This is a genomic window from Pseudomonas sp. GL-R-19, from assembly GCF_019956375.1.
Lineage (GTDB): Bacteria > Pseudomonadota > Gammaproteobacteria > Pseudomonadales > Pseudomonadaceae > Aquipseudomonas.
The window spans coordinates 1-23,419 of sequence record NZ_JAHBDJ010000023.1; the positions used below are offsets into that span (position 1 = coordinate 1).

Sequence of the window (23,419 nt, forward strand, 5' to 3'; positions counted from 1 at the left end):
GGCCGGGCAACATCACGCCGTACCTCGACAAACTGTCGAAGGAAGGCCTGCTTTTCGACCGCTTCTTCTCCAACGGTACCCATACCCACCAGGGCATGTTCGCCACCATGGGTTGCTTTCCGAACCTGCCTGGTTTCGAATACCTGATGCAGACCCCGGAAGGCAGCCACAAACTGTCTGGCCTGCCGCAGTTGCTCAGTGCCCGTCACTTTGACGACGTGTACGTCTACAACGGCGATTTCGCCTGGGACAACCAGTCGGGCTTCTTCAGCAACCAGGGCATGACCAACTTCATCGGCCGTAACGATTTCGTTAACCCGGTGTTCTCCGACCCGACATGGGGCGTGTCCGACCAGGATATGTTCGACCGCAGCCTGCAAGAGCTCAAGGCTCGGGAAAACGGCAAACCGTTCTACGCCTTGCTGCAAACCCTGTCCAACCACACGCCTTACGCCTTGCCGACGCCATTACCGGTCGAGCGCGTGACCAATCGCGGCAGCCTGAACGAGCACTTGACCGCCATGCGTTATGCGGACTGGGCGCTGGGCCAGTTCTTTGAAAAGGCCCGCAAGGAGCCGTACTTCAAGGAAACCCTGTTCGTCATCGTCGGTGACCACGGTTTCGGCAACGAACAGCAGATCACTGAAATGGACCTGGGCCGCTTCAACGTGCCGATGTTGATGATCGCGCCGGGCATCCAGGAGAAGTTCGGTCAGCGTGACCATACCGTGGGCACCCAGATCGACATCGTGCCGACCATCATGGGCCGCCTGGGCGGCGAAACTCGCCAGCAATGCTGGGGCCGCGACCTGCTCAACCTGCCTGAAGGCGATAAGGGTTTTGGTGTGATCAAACCTTCGGGTAACGAGCAGACCACGGCCATCCTCAGCGACGACCGGATCCTTGTACTGCCGAAGGAAAAGGACATGGCGCCAAAGTTGTACCAGTACGAAATGGGCGCTACACCGCATGCCGAGATCATTGCGGATGCACCGGGTACCGCTGAGTTGAAACTCAAGCTCGAAGCGTTCCTGCAAACCGCGACCAAGAGTCTGCTGGACAACACTGCCGGTGTAGTTCACGGCACGCCGCAGTAAGTTGTGACGCAATAGAAAAAGAGGCTCTTCAAGAGCCTCTTTTTTTTGCCTGGCGGGTCTCTATCTTTTTTTTGCTGCATTGGTTACTTCAAAGGCTCCCGCGGTTTGCTCGGGCCATTCAGCAATCTGATGGAGCGTGGGTCGGGCAATATCCTTCGCTACACTCGGTGCATCTTCCGAGAACAACAAGGCTGTTCGCTATGCAAAATCGCATGATGATCACTGGTGCAGGCTCTGGCCTGGGTCGCGAAATCGCGTTGCGCTGGGCGCGTGAAGGCTGGCAACTGGCGTTGTCGGACGTCAGCGAGCCCGGTTTGCAGGAAACCCTGAAGCTGGTCCGCGAAGCCGGTGGCGACGGATTCATCCAGCGCTGCGACGTGCGCGACTACAGCCAGTTGACGGCGTTCGCCCAGGCCTGCGAAGTCAAACTCGGCGGCATCGATGTCATCGTCAATAACGCGGGTGTGGCGTCTGGCGGGTTCTTCAGTGAGTTGTCCCTGGAGGACTGGGATTGGCAGATCGCGATCAACCTGATGGGCGTGGTCAAGGGCTGCAAGGCTTTCCTGCCGCTGCTGGAAAAAAGCAAAGGCAAGATCATCAACATCGCGTCCATGGCCGCGTTGATGCAAGGCCCGGCGATGAGCAACTACAACGTGGCCAAGGCGGGCGTGGTGGCGTTGTCCGAAAGCCTGTTGATCGAACTGGCGCATCAGGAAGTCGGCGTGCATGTGGTGTGTCCATCGTTCTTCCAGACCAACCTGCTGGACTCCTTTCGCGGTCCGACCCCGGCCATGAAAGCCCAGGTCGGCAAGTTGCTGGAAAGCTCGCCGATCAGCGCCGCTGACATCGCCGACTACATCTACCGGCAGGTCGCCGCCGGCGAGTTCATGATCCTGCCCCACGAACAGGGCCGCATGGCCTGGGCGCTCAAGCAGAAGAACCCGCAACTGCTCTACAACGAAATGACCGTCATGGCCGACAAAATGCGCGCCAAGGCCAGGCAATCCGCAAGCTGATCTTGCTCGCAGGCATCGCTGTGGTTAGGGTGGCCGCCATCGGCCATCCTCGCGAGACGCTTGCATGCTCAATTACCTGTGGTTTTTTCTCGCCGCGCTGTTCGAAATTGCCGGTTGCTTCGCCTTCTGGATGTGGCTGCGCCAGGGTAAAAGCATGTGGTGGGTGGTGCCGGCGCTCCTCAGCCTGACCCTGTTCGCCCTGCTGCTGACCCGAATCGAAGCCACCTACGCCGGCCGCGCCTACGCCGCTTACGGCGGCATCTACATCATTGCGTCAATCGGCTGGTTGGCCGTGGTCGAGCGGATTCGTCCGCTGGGTTCGGACTGGCTTGGCGTGGCGTTGTGTGTGATCGGCGCGAGCATCATCCTGTTCGGGCCGCGATTCTCCGCGTCCTGACAGATCGGTCCTACAATCAGCCGGATTGTCAGACCTTTCCGTAAGCTTGGTGCGTCATGGCTGTCAGTCCGGTCTGGTTTGCTGTCGGAGCATTGTAGGCATACCGCGGGCCGGGCATCTTCAAGGGCCAGTAACCCCTGAAGGACACTCCTCATGCTCGTACTCACTCGCATTGTGGGCGAAACCATTTCCATCGGTGACAACATTTCCGTGTGTGTTCTCGCGATCAACGGAAGCAGCATTCGCTTTGGTGTCGAAGCGCCGCAGGACGTCAAAGTGCACCGTTCGGAAATCTACGAACGCATCCAGAACAAACTGGCGAAAACCAAGGAGCGCTGAAGGCCTCAGTCAAACAGGTGCTTGGGCACGTCGTGCTTGAGCATCAGTTGGCATTGCTCGCTTTCCGGGTCGAAGACAATCAGCGCCTGGCCCTTGGTCAGCGCTTGGCGCACGCGCAGTACGCGGGTTTCCAGTGGCGTGTCGTCACCATTGTCCGTGCCGTCGCGGGTCACGAAATCCTCGATCAGGCGGGTGAGGGTGTCGACTTGAAGTTGGTCGTAGGGAATCAGCATAGGCACCTCGGTTGGATCAATGTCGGGATGCTACGGCGATTGGGCTGTTGCGGCTAGCCTTGGGCTAATGTGTTGTCTGGTCCGGCGTCTTCGCGGGCAAGCCCGCTCCTACAGGTGACCCGGTTCTTCCATAAGAATGCGGGCGAATGTGAGAGCGAGCCTGCTCGCGAAGGCGGTTTACCTGGTGAAGAAGAACCCGGATCAGTTCTCAGACCGCTGCCCCACCAGGCTGTCCACCGAAGGCACCCGCGTATCGCTTTCCATCTGGGTGTCATGTTCAAGCTGATGGCTGAATCGGTCCAGTGAGCCCTTGGCCGGTTGCGCATCGCTGGCAAACACGGGCGGGCTGAGGATGTATGCACCGAGCAGGCGGCTCAGGGCGGCGAGGCTGTCGATGTGGGTGCGTTCGTAACCGTGGGTGGCGTCGCAGCCGAAGGCGAGCAGGGCGGTGCGAATGTCGTGGCCGGCGGTCACCGCCGAATGGGCGTCGCTGAAGTAGTAGCGGAACAGGTCCCGGCGGGCGGGCAATTCGTTGTCGCTGGCCAGGCGCAGGAGGTGGCGCGACAGGTGATAGTCATACGGCCCGCCGGAATCCTGCATCGCGATGCTCACCGCATGCTCGCTGGAGTGTTGGCCTGGCGCGACCGGTGCGATGTCGATGCCGACGAATTCACTGACGTCCCAGGGTAACGCCGCCGCGGCGCCGCTGCCGGTTTCCTCAGTGATGGTGAACAGCGGATGGCAGTCGATCATCAACTCTTCGCCACTGTCGACAATGGCTTTGAGCGCCGCCAGCAGCGCGGCCACCCCGGCCTTGTCGTCGAGGTGGCGGGCGCTGATGTGGCCGGTTTCGGTGAACTCCGGCAGCGGGTCGAAGGCGACGAAATCGCCGACGCTGATGCCCAGCGACTCGCAGTCGGCACGGGTGGCGCAGTAGGCATCCAGGCGCAACTCGATGTGATCCCAACTGATCGGCATCTCATCCACGGCAGTATTGAACGCGTGCCCGGACGCCATCAGCGGCAAGACACTGCCGCGAATCACGCCGTTGTCGGTAAACAGGCTGACCCGGCTGCCTTCGGCAAAGCGGCTGGACCAGCAGCCGAGCGGTGCGAGGGCCAGGCGGCCGTTGTCCTTCACCGCCCGCACCGCCGCGCCGATGGTGTCCAGGTGGGCGGATACGGCTCGGTCGGGGCTGTTCTTCTTGCCCTTGAGCGTGGCGCGAATGGTGCCGCGACGGGTCAGCTCGAAGGGAATGCCCATTTCTTCAAGGCGCTCGGCGACGTAGCGCACGATGGTGTCGGTGAACCCGGTGGGGCTGGGAATGGCGAGCATTTCCAGCAGGACTTTCTGCAGGTAACCGAGGTCCGGTTCGGGGATTTTGCTGGTCATGGAAACTCCTGATGTATTGAGGCCATCGACGGTTTCGATGAGGGGATTTTTGTTGCCTGGGCTGGCCCATTCGCTGTAGGAGCGAGCTTGCTCGCGAATGGGCCAGCCCAGGCAACACATCACTAAGAGATCACCGGCTGGCTGTACGGAAACAACAGATCCACAAACCGCTCCGCCGTGGGTTGCGGTTCGTGATTGGCCAGGCCGGCCCGTTCGTTGGCTTCGATAAATACATACTCCGGCTGGTCAGCGGCGGACACCATCAGGTCGAGGCCGACCATGGGAATGTCCAGCGCCCGCGCGGCCCGCACGGCGGCGCCCACCAGCGTTGGATGCAGGATCGCCGTTACATCCTCAAGAACACCGCCTGTATGAAGATTCGCCGTGCGTCGTACGAACAGGTGCTCACCGGCCGGCAGAATGCTGTTGTAGTCGTAACCGGCGGCACGCAAGGTACGCAGGGTTTCCCGGTCCTGCGGGATCTTGCTTTCGCCACCTGTGGCCGCTTGTCGCCGCCGGCTCTGGGCTTCGATCAATGCACCGATGGAGTGCTGGCCGTCGCCGACCACTTCGGCCGGCCGGCGAATGGCGGCGGCGACCACTTCAAAACCGATCACCACAATGCGCAGGTCCAGGCCTTCGTGGAAACTTTCCAGCAGCACGCGGCTGTCGAAGTGGCGAGCGGCTTCTATGGCTTGCTGCACTTCCTCAAGGGTGCGCAAATCCACCGCAACCCCTTGCCCCTGTTCACCATCCAGTGGCTTGACCACCACGCGCTGGTGTTCATCGAGGAATGCCAGATTGTCATCGGCGTTACCCGCCAATTGCTGCGCCGGCAGGTTCAACCCGGCTGCCTTGAGCACTTTGTGGGTCAGGCTTTTGTCCTGGCACAGGGTCATGCTGACGGCGCTGGTCAGGTCGCTCAGGGATTCACGGCAGCGTACCCGGCGCCCGCCATGGCTGAGGGTGAACATCCCGGCGTCGGCGTCATCGACGTGCACATCAATGCCACGACGATGTGCTTCCTCGACGATGATCCGCGCGTACGGGTTGAACGCGGCTTCCGGACCGGGCCCGAGAAACAGCGGCTGATTGATGCCGTTCTTGCGCTTGATGGCGAAGGTCGTCAGGTTGCGAAAACCGAGCTTGGCGTAAAGGTTTTTCGCCTGTCGGTTAGTGTGCAGCACGGACAGGTCGAGGTAGGCGAGCCCGCGACTCATGAAGTGCTCGATCAGATGCCGCACCAGCACCTCTCCGACACCCGGTCGCGCACAGTGCGGGTCGACCGCCAGGCACCACAGGCTGCTGCCGTGTTCGGGATCGTTGAAGGCCTTGTGGTGGTTGAGGCCCATGACGCTACCGATGACTGCGCCGCTGTCCTCGTCTTCGGCCAGCCAGTACATCGGGCCGCCCAGGTGACGCGGAGTGAGCAGGGTGGCGTCGATCGGCAGCATGCCGCGCGCCTGATACAGCTGATTGATCGCCTGCCAGTCGGCATCGCTTTGCGCGCGGCGAATGCGGAAACCGCGAAACACCCGGGTCGCCTGACGGTAATCGCTGAACCACAGGCGCAAGGTATCGGACGGGTCGAGGAACAGCTGCGTCGGCACCAGCCCCAGCACTTGTTGGGGCGCGGCGACGTACAGGGCAATATCCCGTTCGCCGGGCCGCTCGTTGAGCAACTCTCCGGCGAGGCTCGCGGCATCGGCGAAGGTGTGCCCGATCAGCAAGCGGCCCCAGCCGCAATGCACGGCAATCGGTGCCGCGCCGAGCGCACTGCCGTCTTCGGCCAGGCGTGCCTGCAGGCGTTCGTAGGAGGGCGACTGGCCGCGCAACAGGCGTTGGCTGATCGCTGTGGCATGAGGTTTCATCGGTCAGATTCCTTGTTCGCTGAGCCACAGGTTGAGGGCCGCCAGTTGCCATAGCTTCGAGCCGCGCAACGGCGTCAGTTGTCCCTGTGGGTCAGTCAGCAGAAGGTCGAGCATCGCGGGATTGAACAGGCCGCGATCCTGGCTGGGATCGAGCAGCAACTCGCGCACCCACTCCAGCGTATCGCCCTGCAAATGCTTGAGGCCCGGCACCGGGAAGTAACCTTTCTTGCGGTCGATCACTTCACTGGGAATCACTTGTCGCGCGGCTTCTTTCAAGACTTGCTTGCCGCCGTCCGGCAGTTTGAAACGCCCCGGAATTCGTGCCGACAGCTCCACCAGGCGATAGTCGAGAAACGGCGTGCGGGCTTCCAGGCCCCAGGCCATGGTCATGTTGTCGACGCGTTTGACCGGGTCGTCCACCAGCATCACCGTGCTGTCCAGGCGCAAGGCCTTGTCCACCGCCGCATCGGCACCGGGTTGGGCGAAATGGGTTTTGACGAAGTCACCGGCGGCGTCATTCGCGGTCAGCCATTTCGGTTGCACGGTGGCGGCGTAGTCGTCGTAGCTGCGGTCGAAAAACGCTTCGCGGTACGCAGCATACGGATCACTCGCGCCGTCCACTTGCGGATACCAGTGGTAACCGGCGAACAGTTCGTCGGCGCCCTGGCCGCTCTGTACCACCTTGCAATGTTTGGCCACTTCCCGGGACAACAGGTAGAAAGCGATGCAGTCGTGGCTGACCATCGGCTCACTCATGGCGCGGAAGGCGGCGGGCAGTTGTTCGATGATTTCTTTTTCGTCGATGCGCAGTTGATGGTGCTGTGTGCCGTAGTGTTGGGCGATCAGGTCGGAATACTGGAACTCGTCGCCGCGTTCGCCGCCGGCATCCTGGAAGCCGATGGAGAAGGTCGACAGATTGTCCACGCCGACTTCCCGCAACAGGCCCACCAGCAGGCTTGAATCGACACCACCGGACAGCAGCACGCCGACATCGACCGCCGCGCGCTGACGAATCGCTACCGCTTCGCGGGTGCTGTCGAGCACACGGTCACGCCAGTCTTCGAGGGTCAGGTTCTGCTCATCGGCGTGAGGGCCGTAGGGCAGGGTCCACCAGGTTTTCTGCTCGGTGCGGCCGTCGGCTTCGATGCGCATCCAGGTGGCCGGCGGCAATTTTTCAATGCCCGCCAGCAAGGTGCGCGGTGCCGGGACCACGGCGTGGAAATTCAGATAGTGATTGAGCGCCACCGGATCGAGGAGCGGGTTGATGTCGCCGCCCTTGAGCAATGCCGGCAGCGCCGAGGCGAAGCGCAGGCGCTGGCCGGTGCGCGACAGGTACAGCGGTTTCACGCCGAGTCGGTCGCGAGCGATGAACAGGCGTTGGGCATCGCGCTCCCAAACGGCAAAGGCAAACATGCCGTTGAGTTTCGGCAGCAAGGCTTCACCCCAGGCGTGATAGCCCTTGAGCAGCACTTCGGTGTCGCCACCGGAGTAGAAGGCGTAACCCAGGCTTTCCAGTTCCGCGCGCAATTCCGGAAAGTTGTAGATCGCCCCGTTGAAGGCCAGGGACAAGCCCAGTTGCGGGTCGATCATCGGCTGCGCCGAGCCGTCCGACAGGTCCATGATTTTCAGGCGCCGATGGCCCAGGGCAACCGGCCCCTGGCTATGAAAACCCCAAGCGTCGGGGCCGCGAGGGGCCAGGTGATGGGTGATTCGTTCAACGGCTGCAAGGTCTGCAGGTTGATGATCAAAACGTAACTCGCCAGCTAATCCGCACATAAATTCCTTACCGGTTTTTCCGTTGGGGAGGGTCAATCGATACCGCGCCAAAACGGCGGGTACTCAGAAAGTGACCCTCCTCGGTAAGGGGAGTTTTAGACCGATGAGTTATATGTGTGACAGACCACGGCCGAATCGCCCCGTAAGTGCGACTTCGACTACTTGCCCCGGATCAGGCGTCGCAAGGCAAACCGGTTGGGATGGCAGGCTTCGGCCACGCTTCTGGGCAATGGCAGGGGTTCGTTGTCCAGCCAGGCCGCCAGCAGTTCCCCGGACAGCGGCGCGGTGATCAGGCCGCGCGAGCCGTGGCCGCTGTTGATGTACAAACCGTCAAGCCATGGGCATTCGACGTCCGGCACTTGTCGGGCATCCTTGCCCAGCGCTGCATACGCCTGAGCGAACGCCTGGGTGTCGGCCAAAGGTCCGACGATTGGCAAGTAGTCAGGGCTGGTGCAGCGAAAAGCGGCGCGCCCCTGGAGGCTTTCAGGCGCAAGTTTGTCGGCCCGTAGACGCTCGACCAGATCGTGGGAAATCTCTTCGAGCATGGTCAGGTTGCCCAGGTGTTCGGCCGTGGTCGGCGTCAGGTCATCGCTCTTGAAATCGAAACTGGCCCCCAGCGTGTGTTCGCCCAAACGTGCAGGGGCGACATAGCCTTCGGCACACACCACGGTGCTCAGGGCCTGGCTTTGCGGGGTTTGCGCCAGGCGGGTGATTTGCCCGCGAATGCGTTTGAGCGGTAACTCGGCACTCTCGGGGAATCGCCGGATTTCAGCTGCGCCGGCGAGCACCACCACGGGGGCGCTGGCGAGCAGGCGTTCGCCGTTCCAGGCTTGCCACTGATCGTCAACCTTGCGTAGTTCCAGCGCATCGCGATGGGTGAGCAATTGAATTCGCGGGTGTGCGGCCTGCCACTGGCACAGCGCCGGTGGGTGAACCCAGCCGCCTTCGGGATAGAACAGGCCCCCCTGTGCCAACCCGATACCGGCCACGGCCTGTGCCTCGGGTTGATCCAGCAGGTGCAGCAAGTCCGCTGGAAACGCCGCGGCCAATTGCACTTGGCGTTCGGCTTCCTTGGCATCGAAGGCCAGTTGCAACACGCCGCAATCGTCCCAGTCGCGACCCCGTTGCAAATGTTCGAGCAGCCGTCGGGTGTAGCCGAATCCGCTGACGATCATTTGCGACAGCGCCGTGCCATGGGCCGATAACTTCAGGTACAGCACGCCCTGTGGGTTGCCCGAGGCTTCCTGGGCGATATCGTCGTGGCGCTCCAGCAATGTCACTTGCCAGCCCCGCGCGGCGAGGCTGGCGGCGCTGGCGCAACCGGCCAGCCCGGCCCCGATCACCAGTGCCTGGCGTTCGCCGGTCAGTGGAGCCGGGCGGGCAAACCAGGGTTTATCGGGCGCTGGGGCGGGCACGTCCTGGGGCCAGCCGAGGAACTCGCCGCGCAGGATTTCCCATTTGTGGCCGATGCCTGGGGTGCGTTTCATCTTGAAACCGGCGGCGTTGAGCAAGCGCCGCACCCAACCGGTGCTGGTGAAGGTGCTGATGGATGCACCGGGAGCGGCCAGGCGCGCCAGTTCGGCAAACAGTTCGGCGGTCCACATGTCGGGGTTCTTCGCCGGAGCGAAACCGTCGAGGAACCAGGCGTCGATTCGGGCATCGAGTTGAGGCAGTTGCTCCAGTGCATCGCCGATCAGCAGCGTCAGGGTCACGCGACCGTTATCCAGCGTCAGGCGCTGAAAACCCTGATGGATCGCCACGTACTGCGTCAGCAATTGATCGGCAAACACCTTGAGTTCCGGCCACAGCGCCAGGGCTCGTTGCAAGTCGGCCGGGCTCAACGGGTACTTTTCGACGCTGACAAAATGCAGCCGCGCTCCGGCCGCCGCGTGTTGTTCGAACACCTGCCAGGCACACAGAAAATTCAGCCCGGTGCCGAACCCCGTTTCACCGATGACCAGGCGTCCGCCCTCCGGCAAGGCAGCGAAGCGTTCCGCCAAGCGGTTCTGCTCGATAAACACATAGCGGGTTTCGTCCAGCCCCGACTGGTCGGAGAAATACACGTCGTCGAATACTCGCGAATACGGACGACCTTGGTCATCCCAGTCGAGCTGGGCGTGGGGCAATTCAGGTTTCATGGCAGGCTCGGCAACGGCAAGGCCGTCATTCTATCCGATCGATGGCGTGGTGCTTGATCCGTGGCAAGGCATGCACTGACCATGTCATCGAAAATCGATGACATGGTGAGGCTTTTTGTGGCGAGGGAGCTTGCTCCCGCTGGACAGCGAAGCTGTCCCAACGTTTGCAAATCTGCGTTGGGAACAGATCTGCCAGTTTGCGGCTGCTTCGCAGCCGAGCGGGAGCAAGCTCCCTCGCCACAGGTTTCGTATCTGCTCCATGAATGGATTTCTTTCCCGCAGAATAGGTCCGTCCGCTAGTCTTGCTCACATCCGGAAGGGAGCCGCTCATGTTTGAATCCGCTGAAATCGGTCACGCCATCGACAAAGACACCTATGACGCCGAAGTCCCGGCCCTGCGCGAAGCGTTGCTCGAAGCGCAATTCGAATTGCAGCAGCAACGCCGCTTTCCGGTGATCATTTTGATCAATGGCATCGAAGGTGCGGGCAAGGGCGAGACGATCAAGGTGCTCAACGAATGGATGGATCCGCGTCTGATCGAGGTTCGCACCTTCGATCAGCAAACTGACGAAGAGCTGGTGCGGCCACCGGCCTGGCGGTACTGGCGGATGCTGCCGGCCAAGGGGCGCATGGGGATTTTCTTCGGCAACTGGTACAGCCAGATGCTGCAGGGGCGGGTCCATGGCGAGTTCAAGGATCCGCGCCTCGACCAGGCGATCAACGGCGCCGAGCGCCTGGAAAAGATGCTCTGCGATGAAGGTGCGCTGATCTTCAAGTTCTGGTTTCACCTCTCCAAGAAGCAAATGAAGGCGCGACTCAAGGCGCTGGCCGACGACCCGCTGCACAGCTGGCGCATCAGCCCGCTGGACTGGCAGCAGTCGCAAACCTACGACAGGTTCGTGAAGTATGGTGAGCGGGTGCTGCGGCGCACCAGCCGTGACTATGCGCCGTGGCATGTGATCGCCGGGGCGGATGCGCATTATCGCAGTCTGGCCGTGGGGCGGATTCTGCTGGCGGGCCTGCAGGGCGCATTGCAGCGGCCGACGATCCACCCGGAAAAGGTCAGCGCCGCGCCAGTGTTCCCCAGCGTCGATCAAGTGAACCTGCTCGACAGCCTGGACCTGACCCTGAACCTGGACAAGGATGATTACGAAGAACAGCTGATCACCGAGCAGGCGCGGTTTTCCGGGTTGATGCGCGACAAGCGCATGCGCCGCCATGCACTGGTGGCGGTGTTCGAGGGCAACGACGCGGCGGGCAAGGGCGGGGCGATCCGTCGGGTGGCGGCAGCGCTTGATCCGCGCCAGTACAGCATCGTGCCGATTGCCGCGCCCACCGAAGAAGAACGGGCACAGCCCTATCTGTGGCGCTTCTGGCGGCACCTGCCGGCCCGGGGCAAGTTCACTGTGTTCGACCGCTCCTGGTATGGCCGGGTGTTGGTGGAGCGCATTGAAGGTTTTTGCAGCCCGGCGGACTGGCTGCGGGCCTATGGTGAAATCAACGATTTCGAAGAGCAGCTCACCGACGCCGGGGTGATCGTGGTCAAGTTCTGGCTGTCCATCGACAAACAGACGCAACTGGAGCGCTTCGAGGAGCGCGAAAAGATTCCCTTCAAACGCTTCAAGATCACTGACGATGACTGGCGCAACCGTGAAAAGTGGGATGATTATCGCGCGGCGGTTGGCGACATGGTCGACCGTACCAGCACCGAGATTGCGCCATGGACCTTGGTGGAAGCCAACGACAAGCGCTGGGCACGGGTCAAAGTCTTGCGCACCATCAATCGCGCACTGGAGGAGGCTTTCGAAAAATCCGACCGGCGTGAGAACAAGAAGCGTAAGGACAAGGATTGAAGCGATGGTTACGCATACGCGAGGTGAATGATTGTCGCGGTCGGTGAAGAGCTGGACTTATGCTCGGTCCACTCTCAACCGATAACAACAATGAGGTATGTCATGCGTGAAGTGGTGATCGTCGACAGCGTGCGGACCGGCCTGGCCAAATCCTTTCGCGGTAAATTCAACATGACCCGCCCGGACGACATGGCGGCACACTGTGTCGATGCACTGTTGGCGCGTTCCGGTATCGATCCGGCGAGCGTCGAGGACTGCATCGTTGGCGCCGGTTCCAACGAAGGCGCCCAGGGTTTCAATATCGGTCGCAATGTCGCGGTGCTGTCGCGCCTGGGCATCGGCACGGCCGGCATGACCCTCAACCGCTTCTGTTCCTCGGGCTTGCAGGCGATCGCCATTGCCGCCAACCAGATCGCTTCGGGTTGCAGCGACATCATCGTCGCTGGCGGTGTCGAGTCCATCAGCCTGACCATGAAGAGCGTCAACACCGACAACCTGATCAACCCGCTGCTCAAGGAGCAGGTGCCGGGCATCTACTTCCCGATGGGCCAGACCGCTGAAATTGTCGCGCGTCGGTACAGCGTCAGCCGTGAAGAGCAGGACCTGTATGCGCTGCAAAGCCAGCAGCGTACCGCAGTGGCGCAAGCCGCCGGGCTGTTCTCTGATGAAATCGTGCCGATGGCGGTGAAGTATCGCGTCGAAGACAAAAGCACCGGTCAGGTGCAGATCGTCGACGGTGTCGTTGATCGTGATGACTGCAACCGCCCGGACACCACCCTGGAAAGTCTGTCCGGGTTGAAACCGGTGTTCGCCGAAGATGGCTCGGTCACGGCCGGCAACTCGTCGCAACTGTCTGACGGCGCGTCAATGACCCTGGTAATGAGTCTGGAAAAAGCGCTGGAACTGGGGCTCAAGCCGAAAGCGTCCTTCCGCGGTTTTACCGTGGCCGGTTGCGCACCGGACGAGATGGGCATCGGCCCGGTGTTTTCGGTACCGAAACTGCTCAAGGCCAAAGGCTTGCGGATTGACGACATCGACCTGTGGGAACTCAACGAAGCCTTCGCCTCGCAGTGCCTGTACAGCCGCAACCGACTGGAAATCGACAACGCCCGGTACAACGTCAATGGTGGCTCGATTTCCATCGGTCACCCGTTCGGCATGACCGGTTCGCGTCAGGTCGGGCATCTGGTTCGTGAATTGCAGCGACGCAATCTGCGTTACGGCATCGTCACCATGTGCGTGGGGGGCGGGATGGGGGCTACGGGGTTGTTTGAGGCGGTGCGTTAAGCCTCGATATTTTTCGTTGTCAGTTAGATAGCCATCGCGAGCAGGCTCGCTCCCACAGTGTTCAGCTGCGATCACAAATGTTGTGTACGCCACAAAACCTGTGGGAGCGAGCCTGCTCGCGATGGGCGCGCCGCGGTCAAAAACATCCCCCAAACATTACGACCCGCACAGTTTCATTCGCGGCCAGACCCAAACTGTGCCTGTGTACGCCACCGCTGCGGGCCTAGAATGGCGACTCCTGTCAGTTGGCGTTGGGGTTCACATGCACATTTCATCGGGTCGCTGGGGTTACGGTCTGTTCCTGGCCTTGTTGACCGCGTTGTTGTGGGGAGTCCTGCCGATCAAGCTCAAGCAAGTGCTGCTGGTGATGGACCCGGTGACGGTGACCTGGTTTCGCCTGTTGGTGTCTGGCGGCTGCCTGTTCATTTATCTGGCGGCCACCAGGCGTCTGCCCAGCCGCAAAGTGCTCGGTCCTCGCGGTGGCTGGCTGGTACTGATGGCGGTGCTCGGCCTGGTCGGTAACTATGTGCTGTATCTGATGGGCCTGAACCTGCTCAGCCCCGGCACGGCGCAACTGGTGGTGCAGATGGGGCCGATCATGCTGCTGATCGCCAGTCTGTTTGTGTTCAAGGAGCGTTTCAGCCTGGGGCAGGGGATTGGCCTGCTGGTGCTGCTGATCGGTTTTGCGCTGTTTTTCAACCAGCGCTTGAGTGAATTGCTCACGTCGCTGACCGACTACACCGCCGGCGTGCTGTTGGTGCTGTTGGCGTCCACGGTCTGGACCTTCTATGCCCTGGGGCAGAAGCAATTGCTGACGGTGTGGAATTCGTTGCAGGTGATGATGGTGATCTACCTGTTTTGCGCGCTGCTGTTGACGCCGTGGGTGCATCCGCTCGAAGCGTTGCAATTGAACCCGTTGCAGGGTTGGTTGCTGCTGGCGTGCTGCCTCAACACCCTGATTGCCTATGGCGCGTTTGCCGAGGCCCTGGCCCATTGGGAAGCCTCCCGGGTCAGCGCGACGCTGGCCATCACGCCGCTGGTGACCTTTGTGGCGGTTGCCATGGCTGCGTGGCTGTGGCCCGACTACGTGCATGCCGAGACGATCAATGGTCTGGGATATGGCGGCGCGGTGCTGGTGGTGCTGGGGTCGGCGCTGGTGGCGTTGGGGCCTTCGTTGATTGCCGGGTTGAAGGCCAGAAAAGCCAAAATGGTCGTTGGCTGAAAATCTTCATCGCGCCCTTCGCGAGCAGGCTCGCTCCCACAGAGATCCAGTGTGGGAGCGAGCCTGCTCGCGAAGACGGACTTTCAATCACCGCAAAACTCAGCCCTTGGCCCCAGCCTCCAGCATGTTCTCCGGCCTCACCCACGCATCGAACTCTTCGTCAGTCAGATACCCGAGCTGCAACGCCGCCTCGCGCAAGGTCAGCCCTTCGCTGTAGGCCTTCTTGGCGATCTGCGCCGATTTGTCATAGCCAATGTGCGGGTTGAGCGCCGTCACCAGCATCAGGCCTCGCTCCAGGTGTTCAGCCATCTTTTGCGCATCAGGCTCCAGACCGGCCACGCAGTGCTGCTGGAAGTTGCTGCAGCCATCACCCAGCAAACGGATCGATTGCAGCAGGTTATGGATGATCACCGGTTTGAACACGTTCAGCTGCAAGTGGCCCTGACTGGCGGCAAAGCCGATGGCGACGTCGTTGCCCAACACCTGGCAGGCCAGCATCGACAAGGCTTCGCACTGGGTCGGGTTGACCTTGCCCGGCATGATCGAACTACCCGGTTCATTGGCCGGCAGCCTGACTTCGGCGAAGCCGGCGCGCGGACCGGAACCCAGCAGGCGCAGATCGTTGGCGATCTTCATCAGGGTCACGGCGAGGGTTTTCAGCGCGCCCGACAGCGTGGTCAGCGGCTCATGGCCGGCCAGTGCGGCGAACTTGTTCGGTGCGGTGATAAACGGCAAGCCGGAGAGGGCGGCCAATTCTGCGGCGATGGCCTCACCGAAGCCGTGGGGTGAATTGAGCCCGGTGCCGACGGCCGTTCCGCCCTGGGCCAGCTCGCAGACCGCGGGCAGTGCGCTGCGGATCGCCCGCTCGGCGTAATCGAGTTGCGCGATGAACGCCGAGATTTCCTGACCGAAGCTGATCGGAGTCGCATCCATCATGTGGGTGCGGCCGGTCTTGACCAGTTTCATATGGCGGGCGGACAGCTCGGCCAGCCCGCCGGACAGTTCGCTGATCGCCGGCAGCAAGTGCTGTTGCACCGCCTGGACGGCGGCGATGTGCATGGCAGTGGGGAAGCAGTCGTTGGAACTCTGGGAGCGATTGACGTGATCGTTGGGGTGCACCGGGGACTTGCCGCCGCGCGGGTTGCCCGCCAGCTCGTTGGCGCGACCGGCGATCACTTCGTTGACGTTCATGTTGCTCTGGGTGCCACTGCCGGTTTGCCATACCACCAGCGGAAACTGGTCGTCGTGGTCGCCGCCGAGCACTTCGTCGGCTGCCTGCTCGATCAGGCGGGCGATGTCGGCGGGCACGTCGCCGTTGCGATCGTTGACCCGTGCCGCGGCTTTCTTGATCAGCGCCAGGGCATGCAACACCGCCAGCGGCATGCGTTCGTTGCCAATGGCGAAGTTGATCAGCGAGCGTTGCGTCTGAGCGCCCCAGTAGGCTTCATCCGGGACTTCAACCTCGCCGAGGCTGTCGGTTTCGATACGGCTCATCTTGCTCACTCCTGTAGGTCCGATTGCGCAGTTTAGGCCGTGATCGACGGCCGTGGTTCCATTAGTCTGAATTTGACCATTCAACCCCTCTAAATCAGGTGCGACAAGGCTTGGGGTTGAGCGACAGACTTTTTTAGGCGCAGAATGGACGCCCTTGGGGTCTTACCTCGCCAGCTAGATAAGGAAACTCGATGACTCGTCTTCGTGCCATCTGTACCGCCGTTGCTTTGGTCTGCGCCAGCGGCCAGGTTCTTGCCGACACCGCCAGCCATAACGCCAGTGCCGAGGCTTTCCTGACCATGGCGCACGCTGACAAACTGGGCACCCCGGTGTACATGCAAGTACAGCAGATGTTTGCCCAGCGTTTCGAACAGACCAAAGCCCCTGAGTCGAAAAAAGCCGTGCTGGAAACTTACCAGGCCAAGGCCAACGCCGCTCTGGACCAGGCCATTGGCTGGAACAAGCTCAAGCCGGACATGATCAAGCTCTACACCACCAACTTCACCGAGTCCGAGCTCAAGGACCTGGTTGCGTTCTACCAGTCGCCACTGGGCAAGAAAGTCCTGGAAAAAATGCCCCAGCTGACCCAGCAATCGGCCCAGATGACCCAGGCCAAGCTGGAAAGCGCGGTGCCGGTGGTCAACAAGCTGTTGGCTGACATGACCGCCGAACTGACGCCGAAAGACGCGGCTGCGCCAGCCAAGAAAAAGCCTTAAGCGGAGTTCGGTATGACCATGCAACAACGCATCGAATCGACACTGGCCCTGCTTCAGCCCGAGCATCTGCAAGTGCTGGATGAGAGCCATATGCACAGCCGTGGGCTTTCGACCCATTTCAAGGCTGTGGTGGTCAGCGCGCAGTTCGAAGGCCTGAACCGGGTCAAGCGCCACCAGAAGGTCTACGGCACGCTCGGCGAGCTGATGGGCGAGTTCCATGCGTTGGCGCTGCATACCTACACGCCAGACGAATGGGCACAGATCGACGCGGCCCCGGCCTCGCCGACCTGTGCCGGCGGCAGCAAGCACTAACGCTGCCCTGTAGGAGCTGGCTTGCCAGCGAAAGCGATCTCGAGGACGCCTTCGCTGCGATGCGGCGACCCGACAAGCCAGCTCCTACAAATATTTGTTAGACTACGCAACGCGCCGCTCCCTCGGCGCGTTTTTTTTCGCATCCGGTTCACCCCTTACGAGGGTAGCCACCTGGAGATTTACCCATGACACAACAGATTGTCGTGGCGGCACTGTATAAGTTCGTCACCCTGGAAGATTACGTCGCCCTGCGCGAGCCCCTGCTGCAGGCGATGGTCGACAACGGCATCAAAGGCACGCTGCTGATCGCCGAAGAAGGCATCAACGGCACCGTGTCCGGCAGCCGCGAAGGCATCGACGGGCTGATGGCCTGGCTCAAGAACGACCCGCGAATGGACGACATCGATCACAAAGAGTCGTACTGCGACGATCAGCCGTTCTATCGCACCAAAGTCAAACTCAAGAAAGAAATCGTCACCCTCGGCGTGGATGGCGTGGACCCGAACAAAAAGGTCGGCACCTACGTCGATCCGCAGGACTGGAACGCGCTGATCAGCGATCCCGAAGTGCTGTTGATCGACACCCGTAACGATTACGAAGTCTCGATCGGTACCTTCGAAGGCGCCATCGACCCGAAAACCACCAGTTTTCGCGAATTTCCCGATTACATCAAAGCCAACTTCGACCCGGCCGTGCACAAGAAGGTCGCGATGTTCTGCACCGGCGGCATCCGCTGCGAGAAGGCCTCGAGCTACATGCTCAGCGAGGGCTACGGTGAGGTCTTTCACCTCAAGGGCGGCATCCTGAAGTACCTCGAAGAGGTGCCGCAGGAAGAAACCAAGTGGCAGGGCGACTGCTTCGTGTTCGACAACCGCGTGACCGTTCGTCACGACCTCAGCGAAGGCGACTACGATCAATGTCATGCCTGCCGCACGCCGGTCAGCGTGGAAGACCGCGCGTCCGAGCATTACGTGGCCGGCATCAGCTGCCCGCATTGCTGGGATAAGCTGAGTGAGAAGACCCGTCGCAGTGCGATCGACCGGCAGAAGCAGATCGAGCTGGCCAAGGCTCGAAACCAGCCTCACCCGATCGGCTACAACTACAAGCAAGCATCTTCCGAGGCCTGAACCATGTCTGCGCGCCTGCTCTATGTGATGGACCCGATGTGTTCCTGGTGCTGGGGGTTTGCCCCGGTGGCCAACGCACTGGTCGAGCAGGCGCAAGCCGCAGGCGTGGACGTGCACCTGATTGTGGGCGGTCTGCGCACTGGCAGTGGTGCCGCGCTGGAGCCGAGTACCCGGCGCTATATCCTTGAGCACTGGCAGGCGGTCACCGAGGCCACCGGCCAGCCCTTCAAGCTTGAAGGCGCATTACCCGATGGCTTTGTCTACGATACCGAGCCTGCCTGCCGGGCACTGGTGACGGCGCGCACACTGGCGCCGGATTGTGCCTGGAAACTGCTCGGGCTGATTCAGCACGCATTTTATGCCGAAGGACGCGACGTCACCCGCGCCAGCGTTCTGGTGGAACTGGCCGAACAGGCCGGTCTGCCGCGCATCGAATTCGCCGCCGCGTTTGACCGCGCCGATATGCACACCGCGACGGCAGCTGATTTCACCTGGGTCCAGGACCTGGGCATTGCCGGTTTCCCCACCCTGCTGGCTGAGCGTAACGGCCAACTGGCGCTGTTGACCAACGGCTATCAGCCATTGAGCGAGTTGTCTGCGCTGCTCGGCCGCTGGCTGGAGCGTGCTGCCTGTGCATGACCTGCCCGATGATGTTGCACCCGCTAAACGTGTCGACCGTCTGAGCTGGGCGGAAATCCGTCGCCTGGCCCTGCATCACAAGAAATCCCTGTGGATCGCCAACGGCGTGGCCGTGCTGGCGACCTTGTGCAGCGTGCCGATTCCCTTGCTCCTGCCATTGCTGGTGGACGAGGTGTTGCTGGGGCACGGTGATGCGGCGCTGAAGATCATGAACCTCGCGCTGCCTGAAGGCTGGCAGAAAGCCACGGGCTACATCGGCCTGATGCTGCTGGTGACTCTGACCCTGCGCTGCGCGGCGTTGATGTTCAACGTAGTGCAGGCGAAATTGTTCGCCGGACTGGCCAAGGACATCGTCTATCGCATTCGCATACGCCTGATCGAACGGCTCAAGCGTATCTCGCTGGGTGAATACGAAAGCCTGGGCAGCGGCTCGGTGACCACGCATCTGGTCACCGACCTGGACACCCTGGACAAGTTCGTCGGTGAAACCCTCAGCCGTTTCCTCGTGGCCATGCTGACCCTGGTGGGCACCGCCTCCATCCTGATGTGGATGCACTGGAAACTCGCGCTGCTGATCCTGCTGTTCAACCCCCTGGTGATCTACGCCACGGTGCAGTTGGGCAAGCGGGTCAAACACCTGAAGAAACTCGAGAACGACAGCACTTCGCGCTTCACCCAGGCGCTGACCGAAACGCTGGATGCGATCCAGGAAGTTCGCGCCGGTAACCGCCAGGGGTTTTTCCTTGGTCGCTTGGGGCAGCGCGCCCGGGACGTGCGCGACTATGCGGTGAACTCGCAATGGAAAACCGATGCGTCGAACCGCGCCAGCGGCTTGCTGTTCCAGTTCGGCATCGATATTTTCCGTGCCGCGGCGATGCTTACCGTACTGTTTTCCGACCTTTCAATCGGCCAGATGCTCGCGGTGTTCAGCTACCTGTGGTTCATGATCGGTCCGGTGGAACAACTGCTGAACCTGCAATATGCCTACTACGCAGCCGATGGTGCGCTGTCGCGGATCAACGAACTGCTGTCCCGTGACGATGAGCCCGAGTACTCGGGTGGAGTCGACCCGTTCAGTGGTCGCGAGACGGTCGGGCTGGAAGTACAGGGGTTGAGTTTCGGCTACGGTGATGAACTGGTGTTGAACCGGATGAACCTGTCCATCGCCCCCGGCGAAAAGGTCGCGATCGTCGGTGCCAGTGGCGGTGGCAAGAGCACGCTGGTGCAACTGCTGCTGGGCTTGTATACGCCGTTGGCCGGCACCATTCGCTTCGGTGGTTCAACCCAGCAAGAGATCGGCCTGGAAACCGTGCGGGAAAATGTTGCCGTGGTCCTGCAACATCCGGCGCTGTTCAACGACACCATCCGCGCCAACCTGACCATGGGCCGCGAACGCAGTGACGAGGCCTGCTGGCAGGCACTGGAAATCGCCCAGTTGCACGCTACGGTCCGGGATTTGCCCAATGGCCTGGACAGCATCGTCGGTCGCTCCGGCGTGCGTTTGTCCGGCGGGCAGCGCCAACGCCTGGCCATCGCCCGGATGGTCCTGGCCGAGCCCAAGGTGGTGATCCTCGACGAAGCCACCTCCGCGCTCGATGCCGCCACCGAATACAACCTGCACCAGGCACTGGCGCGGTTCCTGAGCAACCGCACCACGTTGATCATTGCGCACCGGTTGTCGGCCGTGAAGCAGGCCGACCGGGTGCTGGTGTTCGATGGTGGGCAGGTTGCCGAGGATGGCGACCATCAGCAGTTGATTGCCGATGGTGGGTTATACGCCAAGCTGTATGGGCATTTGCAGCAGTTGTAGCGAGCCGCCGATTCACTACGATAAAAAAACATGATCGCGACCGAATACAGCGGCCGCGATGTTCCCCCCAGGCAAAGCTTGTCGCTTGCCGGGACCGGGATCGCAACCTAGTCTAGCTGTAGCGATTTCGTCCGGAAGACGAGCAAGCAGTGCTAATACAAGGGACCTCATGAATCAAAAGCGGACTCTCGGAACGCCACGGCTGTTGGGCATCGTCTGGCCATTTATCGCCGTTGTGGTGTTTCAGGCCCTCTTGGGCGGTGTCAGCCTTTATGTACTGTCGGCTGTTCGCGGTTATGTCGCCGGTGAGAGCCTGTGGTCCAAGGGCCAGAAAGACGCCATCTACTACCTCAATCTCTACGCCGACAACGGCGACGAAGCGATTTTTCATAAATACCAGAACGCCATTTCCGTGCCTCAGGGTGGGCATGAATTGCGTGTGGCGCTGGATCATCGGCCGCCGAACATCGAGGCGGCACGTGTGGCGATCCTCAAGGGCGGCAACCATCCGGATGACATCACCAGTGTGATCTGGCTGTACCTGAATTTCCGGCACTTCAGTTACCACGAGAAAGCCATCGACCTTTGGATGGTGGGCGACGCGTATCTGGTGCAACTCGATGCCATTGCGCGGGAGATGCATCAGCGCATCACCACCAGACAGGCCACCGATGCCGATATCAAACGCTGGAAGGATCAGATTTTCGTCATCAACGAAAGTGTGACACCGGCGGCGAAGGCCTTCAGCGATGCCTTGGGCGAAGGCTCGCGGATGATCCTGCGACTGTTGCTGGTGATCAACCTTGCCACCGCCCTGGGCTTGATTGTATTGGCCTTGATGCGTACCCATAAACTGCTCAAACAGCGCCATGCCTTCGCCGATGCGCTGCAACTGGAGAAAGAGCGGGCGCAGATCACTCTGCAATCGATTGGCGACGGCGTGATCACCACGGATGTTTCCGGTGCGATTGCCTACATGAATCCGGCGGCCGAGGCATTGACCCACTGGAAGGCCGAGCAGGCGACAGGGTTGCCGCTGGCGGCGCTGTTCAACCTGCTGGATGAAAATGCACAGACCGACGGTTTCACCCTGATCGAGCATATTCTGAGCGGCCAACTCAGTGGCGGCAGTGAGCACTCCAAGTTGATTCAACGCCTGGACGGCAGCACGGTGTCGGTCACGCTGGTGGGGGCGCCGATCCGCAATGCCGGCAAAGTCAGCGGAACGGTGCTGGTGCTGCATGACATGACCCAGGAGCGGCAATACATCGCCAATCTGTCGTGGCAGGCGACCCACGACGCCTTGACCGGGCTTGCCAACCGCCGCGAATTCGAATATCGCCTGGAACAGGCGCTGCACAACCTGACCCGCCATTCGGGTCGCCATGCCCTGATGTTCCTCGATCTGGATCAGTTCAAGCTGGTCAACGATACCTGCGGTCACGCGGCGGGCGACGAACTGTTGCGGCATATCTGTGCCTTGTTGCAATCCGGGTTGCGCGAAGGCGATACCCTGGCGCGCCTTGGCGGCGACGAGTTCGGTATCCTGCTGGAAAACTGCGCACTGGAAGCGGCGGAGAAAATTGCCGAGAGCCTGCGTCAGACGGTGCAGAATCTGCATTTTGTCTGGAAGGGCCGGCCTTTCGTGACCACTGTCAGTATCGGGCTGGTCCATGTTGCGCAGAATCCGACGACGCTCGAAGCCTCGCTGCGTGCTGCCGACATGGCGTGCTACATGGCCAAGGAAAAGGGCCGGAACCGGGTCCAGGTCTATCATCCGGATGACTCGGAATTGTCCCTGCGCTTCGGTGAAATGGCCTGGGTGCAGCGTTTGCACATGGCGCTGGAGGAGGACCGCTTCTGCCTGTACGCCCAGGAAATTGCCCCCTTGGGTCATGTCGAACGGGGCGGCGGGCACATTGAGATTCTGCTGCGATTGCATGACGAAGCCGGGCGGATGATCTTGCCCGACAGCTTCATTCCGGCAGCTGAACGCTATGGCCTGATGAGTTCGCTGGATCGTTGGGTTGTGCAGAATGTGTTCAAGATCATTGCCCAATGCCGGGCCGAGCCACACCGTGGGCCGCTGGCCATGTGTGCGATCAATCTGTCAGGCACGACGATCGGGGATGAGGCGTTCCTGGACTTCCTGCGCGAACAGTTTGTGACGTATTCGATTCCGCCTGAAATGATTTGTTTTGAAATTACTGAAACCAGTGCTATTTCAAATCTTGGCAGCGCCATTCGATTCATTAATGAACTCAAAGGCTTAGGATGCTATTTTTCACTGGATGATTTTTGTGCCGGAATGTCCTCATTCGCGTACCTGAAACATTTGCCTGTAGACTTCCTGAAGATCGATGGGAGTTTCGTAAAGGATATGCTGGACGACCCGATCAACCGCGCCATGGTCGAAGTGATCAATCACATCGGTCATGTCATGGGTAAGCGCACGATTGCCGAGTTTGTCGAAACGCCCCAGATCGAGCAGGCATTGCTGGAGATTGGGGTGGATTACGCTCAAGGGTATGTGATTGAACGCCCGCATTTGTTTACCTTTGATAGCCTGCTAAGTCGTCCCGCCAGGCCTCAGCCGCTGTTGTTCAAGGCCCCTGGCACGTTCCGTTGAAACTCCTGCCGGTCTTACAATCACAATCAAAAGGAGCTCGACAGTGATCGACACATTCAACCGAACCGGAC

The 23,419-nt window shown here is 60.9% G+C and carries 19 protein-coding genes; 13 read left to right on the forward strand and 6 right to left on the reverse strand.

Annotated elements, in window-relative coordinates:
* The 4 genes from KGA83_RS13975 to csrA all read left to right on the forward strand — a co-directional run.
* On the forward strand, positions 1-1,097 hold a 1,097-nt coding region (locus tag KGA83_RS13975; protein ID WP_223529923.1), incomplete at its 5' end, for an LTA synthase family protein.
* A gap of 200 nt (positions 1,098-1,297) precedes the next feature.
* Positions 1,298-2,113, forward strand: coding sequence for an SDR family oxidoreductase (locus KGA83_RS13980; RefSeq protein ID WP_115947244.1), 816 nt, complete (start codon positions 1,298-1,300; stop codon positions 2,111-2,113).
* A 64-nt stretch (positions 2,114-2,177) separates the two neighbouring features.
* Positions 2,178-2,510: a YnfA family protein gene (locus KGA83_RS13985; RefSeq protein WP_008004345.1), complete on the forward strand. Its 333-nt coding sequence runs from the start codon at positions 2,178-2,180 to the stop codon at positions 2,508-2,510.
* A gap of 153 nt (positions 2,511-2,663) precedes the next feature.
* Positions 2,664-2,849 (forward strand): carbon storage regulator CsrA, encoded by a 186-nt coding sequence (gene csrA, locus KGA83_RS13990; protein ID WP_115947243.1) that lies wholly within the window; start codon positions 2,664-2,666, stop codon positions 2,847-2,849.
* A 5-nt stretch (positions 2,850-2,854) separates the two neighbouring features.
* Here the strand turns inward: csrA and KGA83_RS13995 are convergent, their stop codons facing one another.
* From KGA83_RS13995 to mnmC, 5 genes are all read right to left on the reverse strand, one after another.
* Positions 2,855-3,082 (reverse strand): YheU family protein, encoded by a 228-nt coding sequence (locus KGA83_RS13995; RefSeq protein ID WP_008017754.1) that lies wholly within the window; start codon positions 3,080-3,082, stop codon positions 2,855-2,857.
* A gap of 201 nt (positions 3,083-3,283) precedes the next feature.
* Entirely contained in the window at positions 3,284-4,474 is a 1,191-nt protein-coding gene (locus KGA83_RS14000) for an osmoprotectant NAGGN system M42 family peptidase (RefSeq protein ID WP_115947242.1), read from the reverse strand.
* 122 nt (positions 4,475-4,596) lie between these two features.
* Positions 4,597-6,345 (reverse strand): N-acetylglutaminylglutamine synthetase, encoded by a 1,749-nt coding sequence (gene ngg, locus KGA83_RS14005; protein ID WP_223529924.1) that lies wholly within the window; start codon positions 6,343-6,345, stop codon positions 4,597-4,599.
* Between the two features lie 3 nt (positions 6,346-6,348).
* On the reverse strand, positions 6,349-8,121 hold the full coding sequence (locus tag KGA83_RS14010; RefSeq protein ID WP_115947240.1) for an N-acetylglutaminylglutamine amidotransferase: 1,773 nt from the start codon (positions 8,119-8,121) through the stop codon (positions 6,349-6,351).
* Positions 8,122-8,279: 158 nt separating this feature from the next.
* Positions 8,280-10,259, reverse strand: a complete 1,980-nt coding sequence (gene mnmC, locus KGA83_RS14015) for a bifunctional tRNA (5-methylaminomethyl-2-thiouridine)(34)-methyltransferase MnmD/FAD-dependent 5-carboxymethylaminomethyl-2-thiouridine(34) oxidoreductase MnmC (protein WP_223529925.1) — start codon at positions 10,257-10,259, stop codon at positions 8,280-8,282.
* A 329-nt stretch (positions 10,260-10,588) separates the two neighbouring features.
* On the opposite strand from mnmC, the gene pap reads away from it, so the two are divergent.
* The 3 genes from pap (at position 10,589) to KGA83_RS14030 (ending at position 14,621) form a co-directional block, all read left to right on the forward strand.
* On the forward strand, positions 10,589-12,112 hold the full coding sequence (gene pap, locus KGA83_RS14020) for a polyphosphate:AMP phosphotransferase (protein WP_223529927.1): 1,524 nt from the start codon (positions 10,589-10,591) through the stop codon (positions 12,110-12,112).
* A gap of 102 nt (positions 12,113-12,214) precedes the next feature.
* Complete coding sequence (locus KGA83_RS14025) at positions 12,215-13,399, forward strand: thiolase family protein (protein WP_223529928.1); 1,185 nt, start codon at positions 12,215-12,217, stop codon at positions 13,397-13,399.
* 262 nt (positions 13,400-13,661) lie between these two features.
* Positions 13,662-14,621 carry a DMT family transporter gene (locus KGA83_RS14030; protein ID WP_223529929.1) on the forward strand — a complete coding sequence of 320 codons (960 nt, stop codon included), beginning with the start codon at positions 13,662-13,664 and terminating at the stop codon, positions 14,619-14,621.
* Between the two features lie 99 nt (positions 14,622-14,720).
* Here the strand turns inward: KGA83_RS14030 and KGA83_RS14035 are convergent, their stop codons facing one another.
* The gene (locus KGA83_RS14035; protein WP_108215399.1) at positions 14,721-16,115 is read right to left on the reverse strand and encodes a class II fumarate hydratase; all 1,395 of its coding nucleotides are present in this window, start codon (positions 16,113-16,115) and stop codon (positions 14,721-14,723) included.
* 191 nt (positions 16,116-16,306) lie between these two features.
* Here KGA83_RS14035 and KGA83_RS14040 point away from each other — a divergent pair, with 191 nt between their 5' ends.
* From KGA83_RS14040 to KGA83_RS14065, 6 genes are all read left to right on the forward strand, one after another.
* The gene (locus tag KGA83_RS14040) at positions 16,307-16,831 is read left to right on the forward strand and encodes a DUF2059 domain-containing protein (protein WP_108215400.1); all 525 of its coding nucleotides are present in this window, start codon (positions 16,307-16,309) and stop codon (positions 16,829-16,831) included.
* Positions 16,832-16,843: 12 nt separating this feature from the next.
* Complete coding sequence (locus tag KGA83_RS14045; protein ID WP_108215401.1) at positions 16,844-17,143, forward strand: BolA family protein; 300 nt, start codon at positions 16,844-16,846, stop codon at positions 17,141-17,143.
* Positions 17,144-17,328: 185 nt separating this feature from the next.
* The gene (locus KGA83_RS14050; RefSeq protein ID WP_108215402.1) at positions 17,329-18,270 is read left to right on the forward strand and encodes a rhodanese-related sulfurtransferase; all 942 of its coding nucleotides are present in this window, start codon (positions 17,329-17,331) and stop codon (positions 18,268-18,270) included.
* Between the two features lie 36 nt (positions 18,271-18,306).
* Positions 18,307-18,909 carry a DsbA family protein gene (locus KGA83_RS14055; RefSeq protein WP_177413213.1) on the forward strand — a complete coding sequence of 201 codons (603 nt, stop codon included), beginning with the start codon at positions 18,307-18,309 and terminating at the stop codon, positions 18,907-18,909.
* Positions 18,902-20,719, forward strand: a complete 1,818-nt coding sequence (locus KGA83_RS14060; RefSeq protein WP_108215404.1) for an ABC transporter ATP-binding protein — start codon at positions 18,902-18,904, stop codon at positions 20,717-20,719. Before KGA83_RS14055 ends, KGA83_RS14060 begins: the two co-directional genes overlap by 8 nt.
* Before the next feature lie 169 nt (positions 20,720-20,888).
* Complete coding sequence (locus KGA83_RS14065) at positions 20,889-23,348, forward strand: EAL domain-containing protein (protein ID WP_108215405.1); 2,460 nt, start codon at positions 20,889-20,891, stop codon at positions 23,346-23,348.
* The last annotated feature ends 71 nt before the right edge of the window (positions 23,349-23,419 follow it).